A 24,567-nucleotide genomic window follows, 5' to 3' on the forward strand; every position below is an offset into this window, starting at 1 on the left:
CCTTGCGACATATGCGTAGTTCTGCATATATTGCTGGCATGGGTGCCGGACACGACCACAATCATGGCTCGAACGCACGCGCCAGCCGCATGATCATCGCCGCAGCCGTACTCAGCGTCTTCTTCGTCATCGAGCTGACCACCGCGCTGCTGATCAACTCGATCGCGCTACTGGCCGACGCGGGCCACATGCTGACCGACCTGGTCGCGATGTTCATGGGCCTCGGCGCCGTCCTGCTCGCCCGCCGCGGCTCGACTTCGGCCGCCCGCACCTACGGTTGGCACCGCGCCGAGGTGTTCACCGCGGTGGCCAATGCCGCGCTGCTGATGGGCGTCGCGGCGTTCATCCTCTACGAGGCCTATGAACGACTGGGTGCGGCGCCTTCGATTCCCGGTGTGCCGATGATCGTCGTCGCGCTCGCGGGCCTGCTGGCCAACCTGGTCGTCGTGCTGTTGCTGCGCTCCGACGCCGACAGCAGCCTCGCGGTCAAAGGCGCCTACATGGAGGTCGTCGCCGACACCGTCGGCAGCGTCGGCGTCCTGATCGCCGGCATCGTGAACGTCACCACCGGCTGGCCGTACGCCGACGTCGTCGTCGCCGTCCTGGTCGCACTGTGGGTACTGCCCCGGGCCATCGCGCTCGCCCGGGCCGCCCTGCGCATCCTGTCGGAGTCCTCCCCCAGCCACATCGACGTCGAGGAACTGCGCACGGCACTCGCCGCCGTCGACGGCGTCACCGACGTGCACGACCTGCACGTGTGGACGCTGGTACCCGGCAAGGACATGGCCACCGCGCATCTGACGTCCGCCGAGGATTCGGCGCGGGTCCTCGAGTCGGCCCGCGCCGTGCTGGCCGCCCGTGGGCTGGACCACGCCACCGTGCAGGTGGAACCGCCGGCCGCCGGCGACTGCCACTGCGAAGCGGACTAGGTCTGGATTTGCCGCACTCCTCAGCGCGGCTCGTACCTCGCCGCCAGATCGTCGTCCGGCGGCGCTACAGTCCCAGCTGGCCGCGGGCCGCCGGATCGCAGTCCTCCAGCAGGTCCAGGCAACGCAGGTACTCGTCCTGCTCGCCGATGGCTGCCGCAGCCTTGGCCAGCACGGCCACGCAACGCAGGAAGCCCTGGTTCGGTTCGTGCGCGAACGGCACCGGGCCAAAGCCCTTCCAGCCGTTGCGGCGCAGCTGGTCCAGCCCGCGGTGGTAACCGGTACGGGCGTAGGCGTAGGCGGTGATCGTCTGCCCGTCGGCCAGCGCAGCCTCGGCCAGGGCGGCCCACGCGACCGAAGCCGTCGGCTGCGCCGCAGCAACGTCGGTCGCGGATTTGCCCGCCGCCAGTGCGTCCTCAGCCTCGAAGTTGGCAGGCAGCAGCACCGGCTCCGGACCCAGCAGATCACCCATTCGCGTCATGGCCGACATTGTGCCGTGCGGGCGCTCGCGGAGATACCGCAGGCGGGCGATTAAGCTCCAGGCAGGACGTCGCGGCCGGCAACGGACGCATCGGCCCCAGTGCGCGACTTTGATCGGGAGGACAGACACCCCCATGTCGAACCCAGCCGCCATGTCGAATCCGACGGGACCGGACGACCGTCGCGACGCGAATCAGCGCGCTGCCACGACAGGCGACGACGCCGCAGCGGCAACGGAAATCTTCGAGCCCGCGGATCCAGCGACCGACCCGACCATCCCGGTGCGGCGCTTCACCGCGCCGTCGAGCTTCGACGGCAAGACCCAGATCATCGCCCCGCTGCCGGACCCGGAAACCGAGCTGATGCCGCCGGCCGCACCGCAGCAGATTCCCGGCACCGTCAAGACCCTGAAAGACCGGCGCAGCTGGGGGTGGGTCATCGCACTGGTACTGGTGATCGCCGCCATCGCCGCCCTGGCGGTCCTGGGCACGGTGCTCCTGACCCGCGGCCATTCGGCCATGAACGCCGAATGGCCGGCTACGACACAGGATTTCGCAATTCCCGCGTCATAACCGGCCACTCGGGCGGCGTCGTCTAGCGGGACATGCCCGCGGAGACGCTGCGGCCCGTGCTGTGCAGGTCGTTACAGGCCTCGATGACGCGCTGGGTCATCGAAGCCTCGGCCTTCTTCAGGTAGCTGCGCGGGTCGTAGACCTTCTTGTTGCCGACCTCGCCGTCGATCTTCAGGACGCCGTCGTAGTTGGTGAACATGTGCGCCGCGAGGGGACGGGTGAACGCGTACTGGGTGTCGGTGTCGACGTTCATCTTCACCACGCCGTACCGCAGCGAGTCCTCGATCTCGGACTTCAGCGAGCCCGAACCACCATGGAAGACGAAGTCGAACGGCTTGGAACCTGCCGGCAGACCCAGCTTGGCGGCGGCCACCTTCTGGCCCTCGGCGAGCACCTCGGGCTTGAGCTTGACGTTGCCCGGCTTGTACACACCGTGCACGTTGCCGAAGGTGGCGGCCAGCAGGTACTTGCCGTTCTCGCCGGCGCCGAGCGCGTCGATGGTCTTCTCGAAGTCCTCCGAGCTGGTGTAGAGCTTCTCGTTGATCTCGGCCTCGACACCGTCCTCTTCACCGCCGACGACGCCGATCTCGACCTCGAGGATGATGTTCGCGGCCGACGTGAGCTTCAGCAGCTCCTGCGCGATCTGCAGGTTCTCGTCGATGGGCACCGCCGAGCCGTCCCACATGTGCGACTGGAACAGCGGGTTCTCGCCACGCGCGACGCGCTCGGCCGAGATGGCCAGCAGCGGGCGGACGAAGCCGTCGAGCTTGTCCTTGGGGCAGTGGTCGGTGTGCAGCGCGACGGTGATGTCGTACTTGGCGGCCACGACGTGGGCGAACTCCGCCAACGCGACCGCCCCGGTCACCATATCCTTGACGCCGAGACCAGAGGCGAATTCTGCACCGCCGGTGGAGAATTGGATGATGCCGTCGCTACCGGCGTCGGCGAATCCTTTGATCGCGGCGTTGACGCTCTCGGAGCCGACGCAGTTGATGGCCGGGAACGCGAACGAGTGCTCCTTGGCACGCGCCAGCATCTCCGCGTAGACCTCGGGCGTGGCGATGGGCATGTTTTTCCTCTCGGCGAACCTGCAGTCTGGGCCAGTATGTCAGTCACGTGAAGCTGAAGTGCGGCACCCGGGACACCCGGTCAGACGGTCAAGACCATCCGGTAGCGGGCCTGGCCGCTGTTCATGCGCTCGAAGGCCTCCGCGGCCTGCACCAGAGGTCGTTCCTCGATGACGGCCCGCACGCCTGCCAGCGCGGCGAAACGCAACGTCTCCTCGATGTCGCGTGCGGTGCCCGACGGATGCCCGGTGACCGAGAAGCCGCCGTTGATGAGGTCGAGCGGGCTGATCGGCAGGGGCTCGGGAGTGACACCGACGGTTACGAGTTCACCCTCGGGTCCGAGCCCTGCCACAGTGGCAGCCATCGCCGTCGAGCTCGCAGCTGTCGCGAGCACAACCGCCGCCCCGCCGAGACGCTGCAGTTCGGCCGCGACATCCGAGGCGTTCGAATCGATGTAGTGATGCGCACCGAGTTGCTTGGCAGCGGCTTCGCGCTCCGGACCGCGGGCGATCGCGACCGTCTCGAAGCCCATCGCCCTGGAGAACTGCACCCCGAGATGGCCCAGGCCGCCGATCCCGATCACCGCGACCAGGTCACCGGCCTTGGCCCGGGTTTTGCGCAACCCGTTGAATGTCGTCACGCCTGCACACCCCATCGGCGCAGCCTCGGCGAACGAGAATTCTTCTGGTATTCGCGCCAGCGCCGTCGCGGGCACGGTGACCGATTCGGCGTAGCCGCCCGGGTAATGCCAGCTGGGCACCTCCATGCGTACGCACTGCATGAAGAAGCCCCGGCGGCACGGCACACAGCGGTTGCAATTGCCGCCGAACCAGCCGACCGCTACGCGATCGCCGACAACGAAGTCCTCGACGCCGTCGCCCAGTTCTGCGACCGTGCCCGCGATTTCGTGGCCGAGGGTGAGCGGCCACGAAAGTCCGGGGAAGTGCCCCGCGTAGAACTCACGGTCAGTGCCGCATACACCGCAGGCGGCGACGGCGATGCGGACGTGATCGCGCAGCGGCGAAACGGTGTCGACGTCCGCCAGTGTGAGCGGAGCATTGGCTTCCGCAACGTGAACTGCCTTGTGAGTCGCCATGGCCCTGACCCTACGAGGGATGTGCAGTTAACGGAACGGCCAGCACGCACCGGTATGTTGACCCCCATGATCAGCACGCTGTCGCTCATGCCGGACTTCATGGATCCGGTGAAGCTCATCGGATACTTCGGTACCTGGGCCCTGGTCGGATTGCTGGTTGTCATCTTCGTCGAGTCGGGCGTCCTGTTCCCGATCCTGCCCGGCGACACCCTGCTGTTCGTCGCGGGCATGCTGGCGGCCGGCACCGCCGCCCAGGCCGAGGTCGCCGCAAAGGCCAACTTCAACATCTGGCTGCTGCTGCTGACCATCCCGGTCGCGGCCATCCTCGGCGGGCAGGCCGGCTATTTCATCGGACGGTTCATCGGTGTCGAGATGTTCAAGCCCGACGCCCGCGTCCTGAAACAGAAGTACCTGGACGAAGCACACGCGTTCTTCGAGGAACGCGGGCCGTTCGCGATCCTGCTGGCCCGCTTCGTGCCGATCGTGCGGACCCTGGCGCCGATCACCGCCGGCGCCGCCCGAATGGGCTACGGCGCTTTCACGCTGTACAACGTGGTCGGTGCCATCGTCTGGGGCTGCGGCATCACCCTGCTGGGCTATTGGCTGGGGCAATTCCCCATCGTCCAGAAGCTGCTCGAGCCGATCTTCGTCCTGATCCTGATCGCGTCCATCACGCCGATGATCTGGGAGTGGTACAAGCGGCGTAAAGCTGCTTCCGACAGCTAGCCGGGCCTACAGCCCCAGGACCGCGGCCAGCTCTCGCAAGCCTGGCCGCGGGTCGGCAGTCGGATGCTCTCCGAGGATCTGCACAACCACGTGGTCGGCACCTGCCTCCAGGTGCGCCTGCACGGCGGCCGCGGCATCATCGACACCGCCCATACCAACCACCGCACGCGCCAGCCGGTCGGAGCCGCCGCGCACCAAGTCGCTCTCGTCAAAGCCCTGGCGCAGCCACGAGTTCCGGTAGTTGGGCAGGCCGCTGTAGACGTTCAGATGGTCATGCGCACGGCGGAGCTGCTCGGTGTCATCCCCGCCGACGACCACCGCCTGCTCGGAGACGATCCACTTGTCCGGCCCGAGGATCTCCCGGGTGGTCCGCGTCGCGGCCGGCAGCACCAGGTACGGATGCGCGCCGTCGGCGTGGCTACCCGACAGCTCGATCATTTTGGGTCCCAGGGCCGCGAGCAGCCGGGGCGGGCGGCCGATGCCGGGTTCGATGGCGTCCGGCACCGCGGCCATCCTCTCCAGATAGCTGCGCATGGTGGCGAGCGGCTTCTGATACGTGCCGCCCATGCCGCGCTCCACCAACGGGCCGTGGCTGACACCGAGGCCCAGCACGAACCGTCCCGGGTAAAGCGCGGTCAACGTGCGAGCACCGGCCTCGGCAGCCGATGGAATGCGCACATGGATGTTGGCGATCCCGGTGCCGACCACCAGTCGCTCGGTCGCCGCCAGGAATGCGGCCGACTCTGTCAGGCATTCCTTGCCGACGGTCTCGGGCAGGAACAGCGACCCATAGCCCATGGCTTCGATGTCGCGGGCCACCGCCTGGGCGTCGGGCATGGCCCAGCTGTCGCTGGCCCACCAGACGCCGATGCGGGACGGAAAGTCGATGTGCGCGCGTTCGGTGGTCACCGGTCCACAATCGCCTACCGGGCAACTGTGCCGCCGGGCGGGTCAGCTCTGGAGCCGACCCGACAACTCATGCGCCTGTTCCAGCAGCAGCCGCCCGAGTTCCCGCCGGCGGCCGGCGCGGAACCGGGTCTCGACGCCCGTCAGGCTCAACGCCCAGCCGGGTAGGCCGCGCCGGTCGAACACCGCTGCCGCCATGCCCCAGCTGCCCTCGACCAGCAGCGCGGGATTGGTCGCGTATCCGGCACGCCGGGTCTGCTCGATGCGCTTGCGGATGGCGGCCTCGGAATGCGTCGGCCCCCAAGTGGTTTCGGGCTGCTCCCGGGAGAAGTAGTCGTCGACATCGGCGGCCGGCAGATGGCTCAGAATCGCCAAGCCGGCACTGGCCACGCCGAGCGGAAACCGGATGCCGACCTGCAAGACGTGTGAGCGCAACGGGAAGCTGCCCTCCTCACTGAGCACGCAGACGGTCTGATCGCCGCGCCGGGCCGAGAAGAACGCGCTCTCGCCGGTCTCGCGGGCCAGTCGGACCACGACGGCCCGTGCCTGGTCGGTCACGTCGTGGTGTTGGGCCGCACCGACGCCGAGCAGGTACAGCTCGGGGCCGAGTGACCAGCGCCCGGTTTTCTGATCCCGGCTGACCAGATGTTCGTCGGCCAGCGCGGTCAGTAGCCGGTGCGCGGTGGGACGGGCCAGCCCCGCCATCTTGGCGAGCTCGGTGGTGGAGGCGCCGTCGGGTTCGGCCGTCGCGACGGCCCGCAGCATCGCCCCGACTCGGGCGACGACATTCGGACCGGTCACCACCCCATGGTAGGCGTTCATTTAGTGAACGCCGATCACAGCATTGCTCATCCTGTGAACACTTTTGACGTGCTTTGAGCAGAGACTTGCCATGTCAGCGGCCTGACGTGAAAAGTGGGTCCCGCGTTTACTGGATGAACGGAGTGTCATGACCTCGAAGGTGTACGCCTCAGCCGCCGAAGCGGTTGCCGACATCGGTAACGGCGCCACGCTGGCCGTCGGCGGATTCGGCTTGTGCGGCATCCCCGACCAACTCATCGATGCCATCGCCGCGTCGAGCGCCACCGACCTTGAGGTGTTCTCGAACAACTGCGGCGTCGACGGCGTCGGCCTCGGCGTGCTGCTGGGCCTCGGCAAGGTCCGCCGGGTCACCGCGTCGTACGTCGGAGAGAACAAAGAGTTCGCCCGCCAGTACCTGTCCGGCGAGCTCGAGGTGGAGCTCACGCCGCAGGGCACCCTGGCCGAGCGCATGCGCGCCGGTGGCGCCGGCATCCCGGCGTTCTACACGCCTGCGGGTGTCGGCACCCCGGTCTCCGACGGCGGTCTGCCGTGGCGCTACGCGGCCGACGGTTCGGTCGCAGTTGCCTCGCCGGCCAAAGAGATTCGAGAGTGGGGCGGCAAGCGCTACGTGCTGGAGGAGTCGATCAACGCCGACTTCGCATTGGTGCATGCGCTGCGCGCCGACACTGCGGGCAACCTGGTCTTCAACAAGACCGCACGCAACTTCAACCCGCTCGCTGCGATGTGCGGCCGTATCACCATCGTCCAGGTGGAGGAACTGGTGCAGCCCGGCGAGATCGACCCCGACGACGTCCACCTGGCCGGCGTCTTCGTGCAGCGCATCGTGCACACCGGGCCGCAGGACAAGCAGATCGAGAAGCGCACGGTCAGCGAGGAGCGCAGCGGATCGCGCATCAGCACCAGTGAGGAGCCCGCTAAATGACCGGTTGGAACCGTGACCAGATGGCCGCCCGCGCCGCCGCCGACATGATTGACGGCGAGTACGTCAACCTCGGCATCGGACTGCCGACCCTGATCCCCGGCTTCCTGACGGGCGACGTGCACGTCACGCTGCACTCGGAGAACGGCATCCTGGGCACGGGGCCGTATCCCCGTGACGATGAGGTTGACGCGGACCTCATCAACGCCGGCAAGGAGACCGTGACGGTCAATCCCGGTGCGGCGTACTTCGATTCGTCGCTGTCGTTCGGGATGATCCGCGGCGGCCACATCGACACCGCGGTGCTCGGCGGCATGGAGGTGGCTCGCAACGGCGACCTGGCCAACTGGATGGTGCCCGGCAAGATGGTCAAGGGCATGGGCGGCGCCATGGACCTGGTGCATGGCGCGTCGCGGGTCATCGTGCTCATGGAGCACACCGACAAGGCCGGCAATCCGAAGATCGTCGAGGCATGCACGCTGCCGCTGACCGGTCAGGGTGTCGTCGACCGGATCATCACCAACCTCGCCGTCATCGATGTGCCCGGCGACGGCACGCTGATCCTGCGTGAAACCGCCCCCGGGGTGAGCGTCGACGACGTCATCGCGGCCACCGGCGCCGAGCTGACGGTCGAGCTGGCCTAGGTAGTCAAGCCGCGTTGCGTCCGGCTCGCTCCGGAGTGCCATTGCTCGGATCCGCGGGTACTACGCAACTCGATCGGAAATCCTCACGGCCTGACAGAAATTCGACGACTGTGGCGATTCTTCCGCGCGGGCATCACCGAGTTCGGCAGGCTGTCAGGAGCCGCAACCGGGATCACGTAGAAGAGGAGCACTTCATGAGGATCGGCATCATCGTCGGATCGATTCGGGATGGGCGCGCCGGCGCCGGCGTCGGGGCCTGGGTGGCCGAGCAAGCGGCGCAACGTACCGACGCACAGTTCGAGCTCATCGACCTGTTGACCTTCGACGTGCCGCTGCTCACCTCCGCTACGGTCCCCGCCGCGGCCCGCAAGCAGTACGAATCAGAAAACGTGCAGCGCTGGAGCGCGGCGATCGACGCCTGCGACGGATTCATCTTCGTCACCCCTGAGTACAACCATGGGGTGCCGGGCGCGTTCAAGAACGCCGTGGACAGTCTCGGCTCTGAATGGTTCGGCAAGACAGTGGGTTTCGTAGCGTACGGCGCCGATGGCGGCGTACGCGCGGTGGAACAGTGGCGACAGATCGTGGCCAACTTCCAGATGCTCGACGTCCGCGCCCAGGTGTCGTTGTCCCTGTTCGCCGAGTTCGGCGCCGATGGTTTCACCCCGCTGGAACGGCGCGTGGGAGAACTGGCGGCGCTGTTCGACCAGCTGATCACGTTGACCGCGAAGGTGATTGACTGACGGGCAGATGCCGCCGAGCTCAGCCAGCGGCACCCTGCAGCGCTTCCCGACCCGGCGTCGCGCCGGCAATGAGCGGCACGTCCCGCCGGGGTCGCGACGGCCGACGCGTGAACGTGCGGGCCAGCACGCCGCGCACCAGCGGCACCGGCGACCACCAGAACCAGCGGCCGAGCAGCCCGGCGATGCCCGGCACCACGAACGTCCGCACGATCAGGGTGTCCATCAGCAGTCCGACGCCGATGGTGGTGCCGACCTGTTCGATGCTCAGTACGTCGCTGGACAGCATCGCGAACATCGTGATGCCGAAGACGATTCCGGCAGTGGTCACCACCCCGCCGGTGCCGCCGAACGTCCGGATCATGCCGGTCTTCAAACCCGCATCCGGCCGCGTCACCTCCTCGCGCAGCCGCATGGTCAGCAGCAGGTTGTAGTCCGCGCCGACGGCCACCAAGGCGATCAAGGCGATCGACGGCACCGCCCAGTGCAGGTCCCTGCCCAGCAGGTCCTGCCAGATGAAGGAGCTGACGCCGAGCGCCGACGCGTACGACACCACGACGGTGCCGATCACCACCGCGGCCGCCACCGGACTGCGCAGCATGATGAGGATGATCAGGAAAACCAGCGCGAGCGCGACGGCAGCCAGCAGCAGGAAGTCGCCAGAGACATAGCCACGCAGTTCTGCGGTGCCGGTGCCGAAGCCGGTGACGTTCGCGGTGTTCCGGACCAGCGTGCCCTCTTTCGTCGATTCGCGCACGGCGGCCAGGATCTCGGGCGAGCGCAGCGCCCCGTCGGTGCCGAACACCTTGCCGTCGCCGTACACGAGCAGCCGCGTCGACCGGCCGTCGGGCGCGAAGTACAACCCGGCCGCCCGCTGGAAACGCGGGTCCTGCCACGCGCGCTGCGGCAGATAGAAGCCACCGGCACTGCTGTCCTGAAAATCCGCTCGGACCCCGCGTAGGTAGTCCGTCAGTCCGGAGAACATGCCCCGGGTCTCACCGACGGTCTTGGTCAATTGCGTTGTCACCACACCGAGTTGATCGACGGCCGCCCGCATCGAGCGCACCGACACCTGCGCACCGGTCAACGCCCGGGCCATGTCCGTGGTGCCGGCACCGAACTGCCGGGTGCTGTCGGTCAGGGTGCCGGTGGCCGCCACCACCGAATCCATGGGCTCGACGACTTTGAGCACCACCGAGCAGATGGCGTCGTTCGCGCAATTCGGGTTGGCGTTGGTAAAGCCCCGCAACGGGTCCATGTACTGCGACACCGCAGTGACGTTGTCCCGCAACTGCTGCATGCCGCCGTGCATGGCATCGATTCCGGATCCGAGCTGCCCGAGCCCCAGGACACTGCCGCCGAGCCCGTTCTGTAATTGCGTTATCGCCGAGGAGAACTGGTCCAACGTCGCGGACAGCTGGTTGACCGCGCCCAGCCGCTTGCTCAGCTGCGCCACCCCGTCATCGAGCTGGTCGGCGATGGTGCCGGCTTGGTCGGTCAGCGCCGCCTGCTCGGGCAGCGAACCGGCCGGCCGCGACGCCGACTGCACCATGCGGATACCCGGAATCTCCATGATCTTGCGCGTCACCCGTTCGACCGCGATGACGCCTGCCGGATTGCGCAGGTCGTGGTCCGTCTCGATGGAGACGATCTCGGGCAGCAGCCGGTTGGGCGGGAAATGCCGGTCCATGGCCTGGTATCCGCGGTTGGCGTGCGTGGTATTCGGTTGCGCGGCAAGCTCGTCGAAGCCCAGGCGCACACCGGCGACCGGGAGGGCGCAGATCGCCAGCACCAGCACCGAGGCCACCAGCACCGGCCCCGGCCACCGGGCGACGACGGTCCCCACCCGCCGCCAGCTCCGGCCGGGCACCGCGACGGCGGCGCGCGCTCGTGGTTGCGCCAGACCGTGCCGGCCGGCCAACCCGATGAACGCCGGCAACAGCGTCAGCGAGGCGAGCATTCCGGTGAGAATGCCGATGGCACAGGGTAATCCGGCACTGCGGAGCATGCCGACCTGAGCGAACAGCAGACACGACAGCGCCGCCGCGATGGTCAGACCGGACGCGGCGATCACCGGCGCGACGCTGCGGTTCGCGATCGCCAGCGCGTCCTCGTGGTCGATAGCGGCACGCCGCTGTTCGTGATAGCGGCCCAGCAGAAAAATCCCGTAATCCGTTGCCGCGCCGAGCACCATCGCCGCCAACAGGGACACCGAGAAGATCGACACCTCGATCAGGTCCCGCTCCCCCAGTAACGCCACGATTCCCCGCGCCACCCCGAGCCCCAGGCCGACGGTCAGCAGCGGGATCGCCGCCGTGATCACGGACCGGTACACCACGAACAACAGCACCGCGATCAATAACACGGTGACACCGGTGATCATCAGCATCTGTTTGTCGATGGCGCCGAGCTCGTCGGCGATGGTGGCGCCGGGTCCGGTGACGTAGGCGTGCAGGCCCGGCGGCGCGGGTGCGGCGGCGACTATCCGCCGCACCGCATCCAGGGCGGCGTTCGCCTTGGCCGCGCCGAGCTCGCCACGAATCCGCAGCATGGCATAGACGGCCTTGCCGTCGGTGCTCTGTGCACCGGCCGCCGTCACCGGATCGGACCACAGATCCATCACCGAATCGACATCAGCGGTGTCCGCGCGCAGGGTGCGCAGCAGCCCGTCGTAGTAGGCCCGCTCCGGCACCCCGAGCGGGTGCTCGCTTTCCAGCACCAGGTAATTGAGGTTGCCACCCGAGCCGTCGTGGAACTGCCGGTCCATCTGTACACCGGCCAGATTGACCGGGGCGTCCGCGGGCAAGAAGCCACGCGCGTGGTTGTGCGCGGTGCTTTCCACTTGGGGCACAAGGAGATTGCCCGCCGCCGCGGCCAGCACCCACAATCCGATGATCAGGACCGCGAAGCGGCTGCAGATTCTTGCGATGACATCCCACACGGATCCGAAACTAGGGGCGACCAGGACCCGCCGGCGTCGTGCTGCGGACGAGCCCGGGCCTCCTACCGTGGTAGGAGGCCCGGGCCGCCTTCCGAATGATGTGTAAACCCGGCCAGCGGCTCTACGCTGGCCCTATGGCCTGGCTCCGTGACTTCGCGCTGCGTCGACGGGGCTTGATGAACTACCAGTTCCCGTTCACCGTCCCGGTCGTCATGTACAGCGGTTCGCTGCTGGTCGCCGGCACTGCCGCGATGCAACGGGATTTCACCCGGCCGTGGCTGCTCGCCGTCGCCATTGCACTGGTGTTCGCCCCGATCGTCGCGTTCATCGCGTTCGGCCACAAGCCGACGACGCCCGCGACCGCGGCGTCGGTGCTGGCCGGGGTGGCGTTGCTCCTGCTGTGCTGGCCGCCCGTGTTCCTCGACGCCGCGCCGTTCCTGCTGATGTTCATGCTGGGCGAAGTGTTCGCCCTGGGTTCGGTGCGGCACGGACTGCTGGCCGCGACGGGATGTGCCCTGCTGCTGATCGGGGCCTCACGCACCGGACACCTCACCACATTCGTGCCCTACCTGCTGTTCTTCCTCGCCATCGCGGCGATGATCGGCCACATCCTGCAGCTGCAGCAGCGACTGGTCATCGAGGAGCGCGCCCGCCAGGCAGCGCTCACCGAGCAGGCGGCAGCCGACGAGCGGCGCCGGATCGCCCGCGAGGTCCACGACGTGATCGCCCACTCGCTGTCGGTGACCATGCTGCATCTGACCGGTGCCCGGCGGGCGCTGCAGGAGGACTGCGACGTGGACGACGCGGTCGACGGCCTCCTCGACGCCGAACGCCTCGGCCGGCAGGCCATGTCCGATATCCGGCAGACGGTCGGCCTGCTCGGTGCGCAGGAAGCCCAGCCGCCCCGGCTGACTCCCGAACCCGGGTTGTCCGACATCCCTGATCTGGTGGCGAGCTTCGCCTCGGCCGGGCTGCAGGTGGACTCCCGCATCGAGGCCGACCCTGCGGACCTCAGCGCGGGAATCGGGCTGGCGCTGTTCCGGGTGACGCAGGAATCGTTGGCCAACATCGCCAAACACGCCCCGGCGTCACCCGTGCAGCTGCGACTCCGTCACGACAACGGCACCGCCGCCCTCTCGATCTGCAACGAGCTGTCCACCCCGGCGTCCGAGATCAAGCCGGGCGCCGGGCTGCCCGGGATGCGCCAGCGCATCGAAACCCTCGGCGGCGAATTCCAGGCCGGCCCCGGACCCGACGGGTGGACGGTCCAGGCTCGGGTACCGGTCACCCCGACGGCAACCGCGCATTGCGCGATGCGCCGAATCCGGCTGTCACGTAATGGGACCCACAATGACTGACGGCCCCGTCCCGAAAGACGGTTCAACCGTCGACGTGCTGCTGGTCGACGATCAGGAGCTCGTCCGCTCGGGCCTGCGCCGCATCCTGCGGCGCAAGGACGGCTTCACCATCGTCGGAGAATGCGCCGACGGTGACGAGGTCCCGCGGGAAGTGCTCCGGTGCCGCCCCGACGTCGTCGTGATGGACCTGCGGATGAAGCGTGTCAGCGGCGTCGACGCCATCCGGGCCCTGCGCACCAACGGCGGCCCACCAGCGTTGGCGCTCACCACTTTTGACGACGACGAGCTGTTGTCTGCGGCGCTGCGTGCCGGGGCGGCGGGCTTCGTCCTCAAGGACTCGCCGGCCGAGGAACTGATCCGCGCGGTGCATGCCGTCGCGCGCGGCGAGGCATACCTGGACTCGGCCGTCACCGCCCGCGTGCTCAACGGCTACCGGCGAGCGCCGGGAACACCGTCCGACGACGTGGCAGACCGGCTCACCGCGCGTGAACGCGATGTGTTGCAACTGATCGGATCGGGCGCGACCAACGCCGAGATCGCCGACCGGCTGGTCATCTCGGAGGTGACGGTGAAGAGCCACATCGGGCGCATCTTCACCAAGCTCGACCTGCGGGACCGCGCGGCCGCGATCGTCTACGCCTACGACCACGGCGTGGTCGCGCCGAAATAACCCCGCAATAGCTCTTACTGCGGGAAAACCCCGCGCATGGCGTCGGCGCCGAACATCGGCTCCATCATGGCCGAGAAGTCCGGCCCGCGACGCAGCTGCTGGCCGCCGTCGACGTTGATCAGCTGGCCGGTGATCCACTGCGATGCGTCACTGAGCAGGAACAGCGCCAGGTTGGCGACGTCCTCGACCTCGCCGGCCCGGGGCAGCGGGGTGCACTTCCGGTAATCCTCACGCAGCGGCTCGAATTCGAAGATGCTGGCCGCCACCAGGTCGGTGCGGATCAGGCCGGGGCGGATGCTGTTCGCGCGCACCCAGGATGCGCCGAGTTCGTCGGCCGCCAGCTGCACCAGGTGATCCAGCGCGGACTTGGTGACGCCGTACGGCCCGAACCAGCGGTGGGTGTTGCTCGCGGCGATCGACGAGATACCGACGAACGATCCGCCGCCGCCACGGACCATTTCCCGTGCGGTGTGCTTGACCACGTACATGCTGCCGTTGACGTTCAGGTCGACGGTCTGCCGCCACATCTCCGAATCGATGTGGGTCACGGGTCCGACGGTCAGCGAGCCACCGGCACAGTGCACGGCGCCGGACAGCTTCCCGTTCCATGCGGCGGCGGTCGCGACGGCGCGGGCGACGTCGTCCTCGTTGGTGACGTCGGCGGTCTGGGAGCGGATGACGCCTGGTCCCCCGGCAGCTGAAATCTCGTCGACAGCGGACTGCAGCGTGGCCTCGGTGCGGCCGACGATGAGCGCGTTGCCGCCGGCCGCCACAACTCCCTGCGCGATGGCCTTTCCGATGCCGCTGCCACCGCCGGTGATCAATACGGTTCGATCCGTCAGCCAACCCTGGACTGAAAACTGCACCGGCGTACTCCTTTGGACAGATCGACGGGAACACGTCCTGTATACACTTTTCAAAAGTTGTACACAATGCTGGTCGGGCGCCCATTCCCACGCCCGGCCGCGGTCAGATTCGTCGTTGGCCGCCCAGCACCTGGGCGTACGCTGAAATTTTCCTTGATGAAAGCGTGACGCGCCATGACGATCCACCCGATTCACCGGCGGCTCCTGGTCGCCGGCGGCTTCACCATCGCGACCGTCGCCGCACCCGCGGTATTCGCCCTCTGCAGCCCAGTGTCCACCGCACTACTCGGGGACACCAGCTGCCCTCCGGGAATGACGGAAAACCCGGTCAGCGGTTCGTGTTTCGGGAGCGGCAGCGACCAGGCCCCCGGCCCGGTCCAAGCCGCTCCGAACCAGCTCGGCCAAGTCGACGGCATTCCCTGCACCGGCCGTAACACCGGCGAATGCATCGGTCTCTCGGAGGAGCAGGTACCCGGAATGCACCCGCACTCATCACTGAGTTCCAGCCCGTAACAGCAGTCGCCTAAGGTTGTGTAATGCCTGCAAAAACTGACCCCGCCGACATCGGCGACGTGGAGCCCCTGGCCGACAGCACCGCCCGTCAGGCCCGCCGGGTAGTCGCCGCTTACGCCAACGATGCCGACGAATGTCGCATGTTCCTGTCCATGCTGGGTATCGGGCCCACGAAGCTCGACGCGTGACGGCCCGCGGAGGCAACGACGCTTCCGCGGCGTCCACCGCGAGGCCCACAACCTCCAAGGGCGGCAAGTCCGCCACGAAACCCGTCGGCAACTCGGACTTCGTCGTGGTCGCCAACCGGCTGCCCGTCGACATGGAGCGGCTGCCCGACGGTTCCATCACCTGGAAGCGCAGCCCCGGCGGCCTCGTCACCGCGCTGGAGCCGTTGTTGCGCAAGCAGCGTGGCGCCTGGATCGGCTGGCCCGGCGTCGCCGACAGCGACGAAGAGCCGATCGTTCAGGACGAGCTGACGCTGTGCCCGGTCCGCCTCTCGGCCGACGACATCGCCGAATACTACGAGGGCTTCTCCAACGCGACCCTGTGGCCGCTGTACCACGACGTCATCGTCAAGCCCACCTACCACCGCCACTGGTGGGACGCCTACGTCGCGGTCAACAAGCGCTTCGCCGAGGCCACGGCCCGCACGGCAGCGCAGGGCGCGACCGTCTGGGTTCAGGACTACCAGCTGCAGCTGGTACCCAAGATGCTGCGGGAGCTGCGTCCCGATCTGACCATCGGGTTCTTCCTGCACATCCCGTTCCCGCCCGTCGAGCTGTTCATGCAGATGCCGTGGCGCACCGAGATCATCGAGGGTCTACTCGGCGCCGACCTGGTCGGCTTCCACCTGCCCGGCGGCGCACAGAACTTCCTGGTGCTGGCCCGCCGGCTGCTCGACGCCCACACCACCCGCCACACCATCGGTGTGCGCTCCCGGTTCGGCGAGGTGACCTTCGGCAACCGCACCGTCAAGGTCGGTGCCTTTCCCATCTCGATCGACTCGGCCGCGTTGGACGCCCAGGCCCGTAGTCGCACCATCCGGCAGCGAGCCCGTCAGATCCGCGATGAATTGGGCAACCCGCGCAAGATCATGCTGGGCGTGGACCGGCTGGACTACACCAAGGGCATCGACGTGCGGCTGCGTGCGTTCTCCGAGCTGCTCGCCGAGGGACGCGCCAACCGGCACGACACTGTGCTTGTGCAGCTGGCCACCCCGAGCCGGGAACGCGTGGAGAGCTACAAGGTCATGCGCGAGGACATCGAGCGCCAGGTCGGGCACATCAACGGCGAGTACAGCGAAGTCGGCCACGCGGTGGTGCACTACATGCACCGGGCGATCGGCCGGGAGGAGCTCATCGCGTTTTTCGTCGCCGCGGACGTCATGCTCGTGACGCCGTTGCGGGACGGGATGAACCTGGTCGCCAAGGAGTACGTGGCCTGCCGCAGCGACCTTGGCGGCGCGCTTGTGCTCAGCGAATTCACCGGTGCCGCAGAGGAATTGCGGCAGGCGTACCTCACCAACCCGCACCATCTGGACGGGGTCAAGGACGCGATCGCCGATGCCCTGACCCAATCCCCCGAAGAGGGACGCCGTCGCATGCGCGCGCTGCGCCGTCAGGTGCTCGCCCACGACGTCGACCGGTGGGCCCGGGCGTTCCTCGACGCGCTGGCGCACACCCGCGACTGACGTCACGACCGACACACGATTCAGGCCCCGGAGCTTTCGCTGCGGGGCCTGAATCGTGTTGGGGTGCCTGAAGATCGGCGCGTCAGAAGATCGGTGTCATCTCGTCGATCAACCACTTGCCGTCGATTTTGCGGTAGTCGACCTTCAGCCGGCTGCCCTCATAGTTGGGCTGCTTGCGCTCATCGGTGATGACCCGGTTGACGAACGCCAGCACCGAGCCGGAGTCACGGTGCGACGAGATCATGCCCGCGCCAACCACATTCACCTGGCTGATCAACTTGCGCTTCACCGCGTCGTTGAAGATGTTGTTTTTCGCCGTCAGTTCCTCGTACCGCTTGCGGAACGCCGGCGTCATCAACGTCAGCGCCTGCGTGGTGCTGCGCTGCACGCTGCTGTACTCATAGCCGAGAATCTGCGGGATCTGGGACTTGGCCAGATCGGGCAGTTCCTCCGCCGTCGCCTGCTCGCCGGCGAGCTGCACGTGGTTCCAGTACTCCGAGCCGCCGAGGGCGCCGAGCGCCACCACGGCGACCGCCAACAGGGCGCCGAGCGCTGCCAGCAATCGGTTCATCAGTTGCCCCCGTCCGGGTACTTGATGTCGTAGGCACTCATGTGACCGCTGTCGTCCTCCCGGATGAACACCCGCTGCCGGTACGGCGTCGACGGCTGATTCACCCCGTTCATGTCGGACAACGTCACCCGGACCGTCACCAGCACCTTCGCGATGTTCGAGGTGTTGTCGACGCTCTCCAGCGCCGCCGCGGTGATGACCGCCTCCGAGTTGGCCTGCGTCTGCTTGAACAGGTACTTCAGGTTCTCGGCGTTGTTGCTCTGGTTCATCATGTCGCGCAGCGGACCGGGGCCGATGCCGCCCACGAAGCGGTTCACGCTCTCGTCGACCGTGTTCTGCGTGTAACTGAACATGTTGACCACGGTCTGCTTCGCGGTGTCGACGAACCGCTGATCGCGGTCCTGCGTCGCCTCGATCTGACCGTTGCCGTGCCAGAGGAACCACGTGCCGCCGGCCAGCGCCGCCACCAGCACGGCGACGACCGCCAAGCCGATGGCCGCGACCAGGGTCCGGTGCGGTTGCCGCCGTCGTACCTGAATGGCCGGCCGCGCCGACGTGGTGGTTCCCGGTTCTGTTGTCGTCTTGCTCGCCGTCGACGGAATCGCGACGTCGAGCACTGTTGAAGCCTCGGGGGAACCGGCGCTGCCGGCGGGCCGTGAGGCCCGCCGGCGCACGCGGCTCACCGGCGGCTCCGACGTTGTGTCCGTCGCAGCCGGTTGGTCACTCATCAAACCTGCCTTGGATCCTTCATGAGGTCGACCCAGGACTCGCCTGCGTCACCATTACTCGAGCCGGCGTTGAACACTCCCGTACCACCGGCAGGGTCTGCGAAGACCCCGTTGCTCGCATCGTACGTCGTGGTCTGCGGTCCCTTCGGTCCGCTCGCCTGCGGCTGTCCATCCGGGGCCGGCGGGTTGTTGATCGCGTACGGCGGGGTCACCTGATCCGGCGGCGCGAAGAACGGCCAGGGCAGCGGCTGCGGACCTGGATCACTCGGCGGGTACGGCAGCGGGAACGGCGCGTTGGGCGCGGGACCCGGCCCGGCGGGCACCCCCGGTGGCAACTGCACCGACGGCGGGCCCGGGTCGTAGTCGGCTCCCGGCGGGATCATCGGGAAATTGTTGGGCGGCGTGATGTTCCGCGGGTCGTTGACCGGGGTGTCGTACGGCACTGGCGGACCACGCCACGGGTTGCTGCCGATCGGCACGTAACCACGCGGGTCGCGGCAGAGCTGGACCGTGGGAGCACGCTTGCCCGGGTACTCCATGCAGGGGTAGTTGCGGGCACCGCGGACGGTGCTCGGATCACTCTGCGCGGTCTTGCAGTACAGGTCCTTCGGCAGATCGCGGACGGTGGTGTCGGCCGGTGTGCGGATGTCCGGGGCCGGGACGAAGCCCGTCACGCACGGCGGCTGGCCGAGGCTGATCTTGAAATCCAGCTTCGCGCCTTCGTCGATGGGCAACCCACCCGCGTCGGTCAGCAGCGCCGCGATCAGCGCCGGGAAAATCACCAGCGCCTGCTCGATGGACTTGTGGTAGATGACGCCGATCCGGCCGAAGTTCGCCAGGTTGGCCGCCAGCATCGGGAACGTCGGACGGATGCCGTCGAACGTCTCGTTGACGGTCTGGACGGCGCCCGGGACGGTCTTGAGCACCGAACGGATCTGCGGGTCGGCCTGGGCGGCCTCACCGGTCAGCGTCGCGAGACTGCTCGCCATGGTCTTGATGTCGGCACCGGCACGAATCTGTGCCTTCAACAACGGGCCGGCCTGGTCGATCAGCTTGTTGATCTCGTTCGTGTTGGCGTTGGCCTCGTCGACCAACAGCCGCGACGACTGGATCATGCGCGCCAGTTCCGGACCGGATCCGTTGAACGCCTTGAAGGACTCGCGGAGCAGGTCCTGCAATCGCGTGTTGCTGATGCTGCTGACCAGGGACTGCGCCTGGTTGAGCAGGTCCACGATGTCCTGGCCGACCGCAGTCCGGTCGACACCGATGGTGGCGCCGTTCTTCAGCATGTTCTTCGAGGGGTCGGCCGGCGGCACCAGGTCGATGTACTGCTCACCGATCGCGGACACGCTCTTGACCGTGGCCGTGACGTTGTCCGGCACGGGGGTGTCGGAGTTCAGCCGCATCTGGGCCGTCACGCCGTTGTCGTTCAGACCGATGTTCGTCACCCGGCCGATCGTCACGCCGCGGTAGGTGACGTTGGCGTTCTGGTAGATACCGCCGCCGACGACGAACTTGGCGTCAACCTTGTAGACGCCCAGGCCGATCGCCGCCGGGAGGTGCAGATAGGACGTCGTGATCAGGGCGAGGCAGATCACGGTGACGACGCCGAAGATCGCCAGCTGGAAACGCGCAAGACGGGTCAACAACATTACGGCTTCACCCCTCCATGTTGCGTCGCTGTGCCTGCTGGAATCTTGAACGGATCGGCGGCCTGTCCGGACAGGTTCGCCATTGCGCCCAACAGGAAGTCCGGCGGGTTGATCACTTCGTCCAGGTGCCTCATGTTCGGGTCGAAAGCGCCCGAGGTGGGGAAGACGGTCTCGCCAAGGCGGCGCAGCGTCAGGTCGAACGTCACGTACACGTTCAGGTAGTCGCCACGCACCGCGTTCTTGAAGTACTTGTTGGAGAACGGGAACGTCGCCATCAGATCCTGGTCGTGGATGAAGTCGTCGGCGTTGTCGTTGAGCGCTTTGATGACCGGAAAGAGGTCCTTGAAGTCGGCCGCGAAGTCATCCTTGGTCGCGGCCATGACCTTGGCACCGACCACGGCGAGCTTCCGCAGCGCGGTGAATGCGTCCACGATGTTCTTGCGGTTGTCATTGAGGACCTTGATCGCGCCGGGCAGCGTGTCCAGCGTGCGGCCCAGGCCGTCCTTGCTCTTGGCCAGGATCGAGGCGAAGCGGTTCAGCCCGTCCATGGCGCCGACGATGTCGGTGGTCTGCTTGTCCAGGGACTGGGTGAGTTCGGCCAGCCGAGGGATGAAGTCGACGAACTGCCCGGCCCGGCCGGCGACGGCGGCATACGCCTCATCGGTGATGTCCTGCAGCGCACCGAGATTGCCCTTGTTCACGACCAGGCCCAGCGACGACAGCACCTCTTCGGTGGTCGGGTACCGGCCGGTATGCGCCAGCGGAATCTCCGAGCCCTGCGTGAGCCGGCCCTGAGGAGCCTCCCCGACCGGTTCCGACAGCTGGACGTGCTGCGAACCCAGCAGCGAGGTCTGGGCGACCTTCGCCCTGGCGTTCGCCGGCAGCTTCACATCGCCGTTTATGGACAGCTTCACCGCGGCATAGAACGTGCCGTCGGGGCGCTGGACGGCGTCCAGGCCCGACACGCTACCGACGGTGACGTCGTTGACCATCACCGGCGAGTTCTGCGGCAACGTCGCGACGTCGGGCAGCTGCACCGTGATCGTGTAGGAACCGGCGCCGTGGCCCTGGGTACCGGGCATGTCCAGCGAATTCAGGCCACCGAACTGGCAACCGGCGAGCACCACGGCACTCGATCCGAGTGCCAGGGCCTTCACAACCGCCTTCATCAGTTGCCACCTCCAGCTTCGGCGGGCAGCGGTGCACCCACGGGCGCGGCGGGCGCCGGGGCGGGTCCGGGCAGCGGGCCCGAACCGTTCAGCGGCGTCGGGCCGGGACCCACCGGCGGCGTGGCCGGTGAAATCTGGCCCGGGATGGCCGGCGGCGGCAGGATCAGGTCACTGAGCGTGCCGTCCGGCTGGACCTTCGGCGGGATGACGCCAGGTGCGGCATTCCACTGCAGGTACGGAACCGGAGTCTGAGCCTTGGCCTCGGTCTGCGGGGTGTCGTAGATGAGCTGACCCTTGTATGCCGTGATGCTGTTGATCGGGTGGAACAGCACCGGCGGGTAGTTCATGGCGATACGGCGCAGCACCGGGCCCATGCGCTGACGGCAGATTTCCGCCCGCTTGTAGTTGTCCGGGGTGGCGCCGACGTCGAAGTTGCCGCCGCACAGGAACTGCACCGGGTTCGCGAAGTTCGGCAGTGACAACAGACCGTCCAGGGAGCCCTGTGCCGGGTTGTAGATGTTGTAGAAGTTGGCCAGACCGTTGGGCGTCACGTGCAGAACCTGCTCGATGTTGTCGCTGTTGTCGGTCAGCACCTGCGTGAACTCGGCCAACTTGCCGACCTGGTCGATCAAGGCCTTGTTGTTGTCCTTGAGCAGACCCTTGACGTCGCCCAGCGCCTGATTGAGGGCGCCGAGGGTCTGGTCCAGGCCGGCCGAGCTCTCCGCCAGCACCTGCGAGACCGACGCGACGTGGTCGGTGAACTGCACGATCTGCTCGTTGCTGTTCGACAGCGCGTTGACCAGAATCTGCAGGTTCTTGATGGTGCCGAACAGGTCGCCGCGCGAATCACCAAGGCGCCCAGCGGTTTGCGACAGTTCGCGCAATGCGTTGCGGAACGAGTCACCCTTGCCGTCCAGGGTGTCGGCGGCTTGGTTGATGAACGCACCGAGCGGGCCCTGCGGCGCACCGTCCTGCGGACCGAGCTGCGCGCTGAGCTGGGTCAGCTGCTTCTTGACGTCGTCCCATTCGACCGGAACACCGGTCCGGCTCAGCGGCACCTCGGCGCCGTTGGCCAGGGCCGCGCCACCGTCGTAGGCCGGAGTGAACTGCACGAACCGCGCCGCCACCAGGTTCGGCGAGATGATGATCGCCCGTGCGTCCGCCGGGATCTTTACCCCGTCTTGCACGGTCATGCTGACCTTGACCGAATTGGGCTGCGGTTCAACCGAATCGATCGTGCCCACCGGCACGCCGAGCACCCGCACATCGTCGCCCGCGTACAGACCCACCACGTTGGTGAAGTAGGCCACCACTTTGTGGCCGCCACGCGACGGCCACAGCAGGTAGGCGCCTCCGGCGACCAACGCCACCAGTGCGACCACCAGGGTGATGATCACCCCGCGCGACTTCAAGTTCTTCATCATGGCGACTTCGGCCTCACGACGATCCGTTCAGAGATGTAGCCCTTCAGCATGTCGGCGAGGCTGGCAGGCAGCTTGCCCGGCTGGAAGTACGTGTCGAGTAGGACTTCCGTCATCGTGGCCGGCGGCAGGCCGTACAGGTTGATGTTGAAGCCCGGGCCGTTGCCGACGACCTCACCGAGCGCGGTGGCGTAACCCGGCAACCGCTTGAGCGCCTCGCTGATGTGCTCCTTGCGCTTCAGCAATTCGTCCACCACCAGGTTCAGCTGCTTGAGGGCCGGGCCGAACTCCCGCTTGTTGTCCGCGACGAACCCCGAAAGCTGTTGCGAGACACCACGAATACCGGAGATCAACGTGCTCAGGGACTGACGCCGCTCGTCCAGCGCGGCGAACAGCTGATTGCCGTCGATGACCAGCTTGTTCACCTGGTCGGCGCGCTGCGCCAGGGTGTCGGACACCTTCTTGGCGTGGCCCAGCAGCTGTTCGAGCGCCTGGTCGCGCTTGTTCAGGCTGCTCGACAGTGCCGCCACACCGTCGAGCGCGCCACGCAGCTGCGGCGTCGCGTCATGCAGCGTGTCGGTCAGCACCTTGAGGGCCTGCTCCAGCTGCGGCTTGTCCAGCTCACTGGTGTTCTGGCCCAAGTCCTGCAGAGCGGTGTTGATCGTGTACGGAGTCGTGGTGCGGCCCAAGGGAATAACCGTGGCTTCCTTCGTCCCCTTAGGAGTGACCCAGAGAGACTTCTGCCCCAGCACAGTGTCGGTCCTGATCGATGCCAGCGACTGGTCGCCCACCACGATCTGGCGGTCGACGGTGAAATTCACCTTCGCCGAGGTCCCGGCGAGCTCCACGTCCCCGACCTTGCCGACCCTGATGCCCGCGACGCGGACGTCACTGCCCGGCGTGATGCCACCGGCGTCGCCGAAGAACGCGGAGTAGTTCTTGCCCTGCGGCCAGAACGGCAGCCCGGTGTAGCCGAACGAGATCAGCACCAGGCACACCACGATGAACACACCGAGAATGCCGGTGCGGAGTGGATCTTTTTCCGGCCTAGCCACTTTCGGAGCACCTGCCCTTCGACGGGTCCGCGGGACCACCGAACGGCACGATCAGGTCGCTACCCGCGGGGCCGCTCAACTTGATCTTCACCGAGCAGTAGTAGATGTTGAAGAACGCGCCATAGGCACCGAGGGCGTTGAGTCGCAGGTAGTCCTCCGCGAGGTTCTCGATGACCGGGTTCACCTCGGCCCGGCGCTCATACATGCGCTGGGCAAACGGGCGGGTGTTCTCGATGACGCCCTGCACCGGGCGCCGCGATTTCTGCAGCATGTCAGTCAGGTCGTTCTCGGCCGAGGCCAGCGGGCCGATGGCACCGGCGATGGGATCGCGGCCTTCGGCCAGGCCGGTGATGAGCTGCTGCAGTTGGTCGATGCTGGTGTTGAACTGGGCGCCCTTGGCGTCGACCGTGCCGAGCACCGTGTTGAGGTTGGTGATCGTGTCGCCGATCAGCTGGTCCCGGTCGGCCAGCGTCTGGCTGAACGAACCGGTGTTGGACAGCAGGTCGTTCAGCGCGCCGCCCTGCCCCTGCAGCGCCTCGATCATGGCGGCGGTGATCTCGTTGACCTTCTTGCCGTCCAGGCCCTTCACGACCGGACGGAGACCGCCGAGCAGCGCGTCGAGGTCGAGCGCCGGCTGGGTGTTGGCGAGGGCAACGGTGCCGCCGGCGGGCAGCTTGCGCAGCTCACCGGGCCCGGAGGTGATCTCCATGTACCGGTCACCGACCAGGTTCTGGTAGCGGATGACGGCGCGGCTCGAGGTGTACAGCTGGTACCGATCGTTCAGCGTGAACTTGACGTCGACGGTGTTGTCGCTCTTGAGCTTCACGCTCTTCACCGAGCCGACCTGGACACCCGAGATGCGGACGTCCTCGCCGGCCTTGAGCCGGGACGCGTCGGCGAAGTTGGCGTGATAGGTGTTCGACGAGGCGAAGCGGAACTGGCCGAACACCACCACCAGGCCGGCGGCGACCAGCAACATCACGATGGTGAACACCGTGACGTTGATCATTTCGCGCTTGTGTCTCATGGGCGGCC

At 67.2% G+C, this 24,567-nt stretch carries 25 protein-coding genes; 11 read left to right on the forward strand and 14 right to left on the reverse strand.

Translation table 11 applies throughout. The features are described 5' to 3' along the window. Window positions 1-38: 38 nt before the first annotated feature. Window positions 39-929: a cation diffusion facilitator family transporter gene (locus G6N59_RS12805; protein WP_138232633.1), complete on the forward strand. Its 891-nt coding sequence runs from the start codon at window positions 39-41 to the stop codon at window positions 927-929. A gap of 64 nt (window positions 930-993) precedes the next feature. Here the strand turns inward: G6N59_RS12805 and G6N59_RS12810 are convergent, their stop codons facing one another. Further along, entirely contained in the window at window positions 994-1,407 is a 414-nt protein-coding gene (locus G6N59_RS12810; RefSeq protein WP_138232634.1) for a DUF3151 domain-containing protein, read from the reverse strand. 133 nt (window positions 1,408-1,540) lie between these two features. Here G6N59_RS12810 and G6N59_RS12815 point away from each other — a divergent pair, with 133 nt between their 5' ends. Next, window positions 1,541-1,978: a hypothetical protein gene (locus tag G6N59_RS12815; protein ID WP_138232635.1), complete on the forward strand. Its 438-nt coding sequence runs from the start codon at window positions 1,541-1,543 to the stop codon at window positions 1,976-1,978. A 22-nt stretch (window positions 1,979-2,000) separates the two neighbouring features. On the opposite strand, the gene fbaA is transcribed toward G6N59_RS12815, so the two are convergent. Together fbaA and G6N59_RS12825 are read right to left on the reverse strand one after the other, a co-directional pair. Continuing rightward, window positions 2,001-3,047: a class II fructose-bisphosphate aldolase gene (gene fbaA / locus G6N59_RS12820; RefSeq protein ID WP_138232636.1), complete on the reverse strand. Its 1,047-nt coding sequence runs from the start codon at window positions 3,045-3,047 to the stop codon at window positions 2,001-2,003. Between the two features lie 80 nt (window positions 3,048-3,127). Then, window positions 3,128-4,141: an alcohol dehydrogenase catalytic domain-containing protein gene (locus G6N59_RS12825; protein ID WP_138232637.1), complete on the reverse strand. Its 1,014-nt coding sequence runs from the start codon at window positions 4,139-4,141 to the stop codon at window positions 3,128-3,130. 66 nt (window positions 4,142-4,207) lie between these two features. Here G6N59_RS12825 and G6N59_RS12830 point away from each other — a divergent pair, with 66 nt between their 5' ends. Further along, entirely contained in the window at window positions 4,208-4,867 is a 660-nt protein-coding gene (locus tag G6N59_RS12830) for a VTT domain-containing protein (protein ID WP_179970309.1), read from the forward strand. A gap of 6 nt (window positions 4,868-4,873) precedes the next feature. Here G6N59_RS12830 and G6N59_RS12835 read toward each other — a convergent pair whose 3' ends face one another. Together G6N59_RS12835 and G6N59_RS12840 are read right to left on the reverse strand one after the other, a co-directional pair. Next, entirely contained in the window at window positions 4,874-5,776 is a 903-nt protein-coding gene (locus G6N59_RS12835; RefSeq protein ID WP_138232639.1) for an LLM class F420-dependent oxidoreductase, read from the reverse strand. A gap of 42 nt (window positions 5,777-5,818) precedes the next feature. Beyond that, window positions 5,819-6,595, reverse strand: coding sequence for an IclR family transcriptional regulator (locus G6N59_RS12840; RefSeq protein WP_138232640.1), 777 nt, complete (start codon window positions 6,593-6,595; stop codon window positions 5,819-5,821). A 127-nt stretch (window positions 6,596-6,722) separates the two neighbouring features. Between G6N59_RS12840 and G6N59_RS12845 the strand changes: the two genes are divergently transcribed. The 3 genes from G6N59_RS12845 (at window position 6,723) to G6N59_RS12855 (ending at window position 8,901) form a co-directional block, all read left to right on the forward strand. Continuing rightward, complete coding sequence (locus tag G6N59_RS12845) at window positions 6,723-7,517, forward strand: CoA transferase subunit A (protein WP_138232641.1); 795 nt, start codon at window positions 6,723-6,725, stop codon at window positions 7,515-7,517. After that, a complete protein-coding gene (locus G6N59_RS12850) occupies window positions 7,514-8,158 on the forward strand; it encodes a 3-oxoacid CoA-transferase subunit B (RefSeq protein ID WP_138232642.1) in 645 nt (214 codons plus the stop codon). The genes G6N59_RS12845 and G6N59_RS12850 overlap by 4 nt, the downstream gene beginning before the upstream one ends. Window positions 8,159-8,352: 194 nt before the next feature. Continuing rightward, window positions 8,353-8,901 carry an NADPH-dependent FMN reductase gene (locus tag G6N59_RS12855; protein WP_138232643.1) on the forward strand — a complete coding sequence of 183 codons (549 nt, stop codon included), beginning with the start codon at window positions 8,353-8,355 and terminating at the stop codon, window positions 8,899-8,901. A gap of 19 nt (window positions 8,902-8,920) precedes the next feature. On the opposite strand, the gene G6N59_RS12860 is transcribed toward G6N59_RS12855, so the two are convergent. Continuing rightward, window positions 8,921-11,839 (reverse strand): MMPL/RND family transporter, encoded by a 2,919-nt coding sequence (locus tag G6N59_RS12860; RefSeq protein WP_138232644.1) that lies wholly within the window; start codon window positions 11,837-11,839, stop codon window positions 8,921-8,923. Between the two features lie 134 nt (window positions 11,840-11,973). Between G6N59_RS12860 and G6N59_RS12865 the strand changes: the two genes are divergently transcribed. Next, window positions 11,974-13,197 (forward strand): sensor histidine kinase, encoded by a 1,224-nt coding sequence (locus G6N59_RS12865; protein ID WP_138232645.1) that lies wholly within the window; start codon window positions 11,974-11,976, stop codon window positions 13,195-13,197. Beyond that, complete coding sequence (locus G6N59_RS12870) at window positions 13,190-13,867, forward strand: response regulator (protein ID WP_138232646.1); 678 nt, start codon at window positions 13,190-13,192, stop codon at window positions 13,865-13,867. Before G6N59_RS12865 ends, G6N59_RS12870 begins: the two co-directional genes overlap by 8 nt. A 14-nt stretch (window positions 13,868-13,881) precedes the next feature. Here G6N59_RS12870 and G6N59_RS12875 read toward each other — a convergent pair whose 3' ends face one another. After that, window positions 13,882-14,733, reverse strand: a complete 852-nt coding sequence (locus G6N59_RS12875; RefSeq protein ID WP_234884415.1) for an SDR family oxidoreductase — start codon at window positions 14,731-14,733, stop codon at window positions 13,882-13,884. A gap of 174 nt (window positions 14,734-14,907) precedes the next feature. Here G6N59_RS12875 and G6N59_RS12880 point away from each other — a divergent pair, with 174 nt between their 5' ends. The 3 genes from G6N59_RS12880 to G6N59_RS12885 are packed head-to-tail and all read left to right on the forward strand — an operon-like array spanning window position 14,908 to window position 16,936. Continuing rightward, window positions 14,908-15,246 carry an intersectin-EH binding protein Ibp1 gene (locus G6N59_RS12880; RefSeq protein ID WP_138232647.1) on the forward strand — a complete coding sequence of 113 codons (339 nt, stop codon included), beginning with the start codon at window positions 14,908-14,910 and terminating at the stop codon, window positions 15,244-15,246. A gap of 23 nt (window positions 15,247-15,269) precedes the next feature. Continuing rightward, window positions 15,270-15,434 carry a hypothetical protein gene (locus G6N59_RS30570; RefSeq protein ID WP_090562895.1) on the forward strand — a complete coding sequence of 55 codons (165 nt, stop codon included), beginning with the start codon at window positions 15,270-15,272 and terminating at the stop codon, window positions 15,432-15,434. Next, the gene (locus G6N59_RS12885) at window positions 15,431-16,936 is read left to right on the forward strand and encodes an alpha,alpha-trehalose-phosphate synthase (UDP-forming) (RefSeq protein ID WP_234884416.1); all 1,506 of its coding nucleotides are present in this window, start codon (window positions 15,431-15,433) and stop codon (window positions 16,934-16,936) included. Before G6N59_RS30570 ends, G6N59_RS12885 begins: the two co-directional genes overlap by 4 nt. Before the next feature lie 82 nt (window positions 16,937-17,018). On the opposite strand, the gene G6N59_RS12890 is transcribed toward G6N59_RS12885, so the two are convergent. Genes G6N59_RS12890 through G6N59_RS12920 form a run of 7 tightly spaced genes read right to left on the reverse strand, consistent with a single transcriptional unit; the run spans window position 17,019 to window position 24,559 of the window. Then, complete coding sequence (locus tag G6N59_RS12890) at window positions 17,019-17,507, reverse strand: mammalian cell entry protein (protein ID WP_138232648.1); 489 nt, start codon at window positions 17,505-17,507, stop codon at window positions 17,019-17,021. Continuing rightward, window positions 17,507-18,235 carry an Rv1363c family protein gene (locus tag G6N59_RS12895; RefSeq protein ID WP_138232649.1) on the reverse strand — a complete coding sequence of 243 codons (729 nt, stop codon included), beginning with the start codon at window positions 18,233-18,235 and terminating at the stop codon, window positions 17,507-17,509. Before G6N59_RS12895 ends, G6N59_RS12890 begins: the two co-directional genes overlap by 1 nt. Next, window positions 18,235-19,884, reverse strand: coding sequence for an MCE family protein (locus G6N59_RS12900; RefSeq protein WP_163911997.1), 1,650 nt, complete (start codon window positions 19,882-19,884; stop codon window positions 18,235-18,237). The genes G6N59_RS12895 and G6N59_RS12900 overlap by 1 nt, the downstream gene beginning before the upstream one ends. Before the next feature lie 2 nt (window positions 19,885-19,886). Continuing rightward, complete coding sequence (locus tag G6N59_RS12905) at window positions 19,887-21,056, reverse strand: MCE family protein (RefSeq protein WP_163911290.1); 1,170 nt, start codon at window positions 21,054-21,056, stop codon at window positions 19,887-19,889. Continuing rightward, entirely contained in the window at window positions 21,056-22,477 is a 1,422-nt protein-coding gene (locus G6N59_RS12910; RefSeq protein ID WP_138232706.1) for an MCE family protein, read from the reverse strand. Before G6N59_RS12910 ends, G6N59_RS12905 begins: the two co-directional genes overlap by 1 nt. Next, the gene (locus G6N59_RS12915) at window positions 22,477-23,532 is read right to left on the reverse strand and encodes an MCE family protein (RefSeq protein ID WP_138232651.1); all 1,056 of its coding nucleotides are present in this window, start codon (window positions 23,530-23,532) and stop codon (window positions 22,477-22,479) included. The genes G6N59_RS12910 and G6N59_RS12915 overlap by 1 nt, the downstream gene beginning before the upstream one ends. After that, on the reverse strand, window positions 23,525-24,559 hold the full coding sequence (locus G6N59_RS12920; protein ID WP_138232652.1) for an MCE family protein: 1,035 nt from the start codon (window positions 24,557-24,559) through the stop codon (window positions 23,525-23,527). The genes G6N59_RS12915 and G6N59_RS12920 overlap by 8 nt, the downstream gene beginning before the upstream one ends. Window positions 24,560-24,567: the final 8 nt, after the last annotated feature.

The sequence above is a fragment of the Mycolicibacterium aubagnense genome (assembly GCF_010730955.1).
Lineage (GTDB): Bacteria > Actinomycetota > Actinomycetes > Mycobacteriales > Mycobacteriaceae > Mycobacterium > Mycobacterium aubagnense.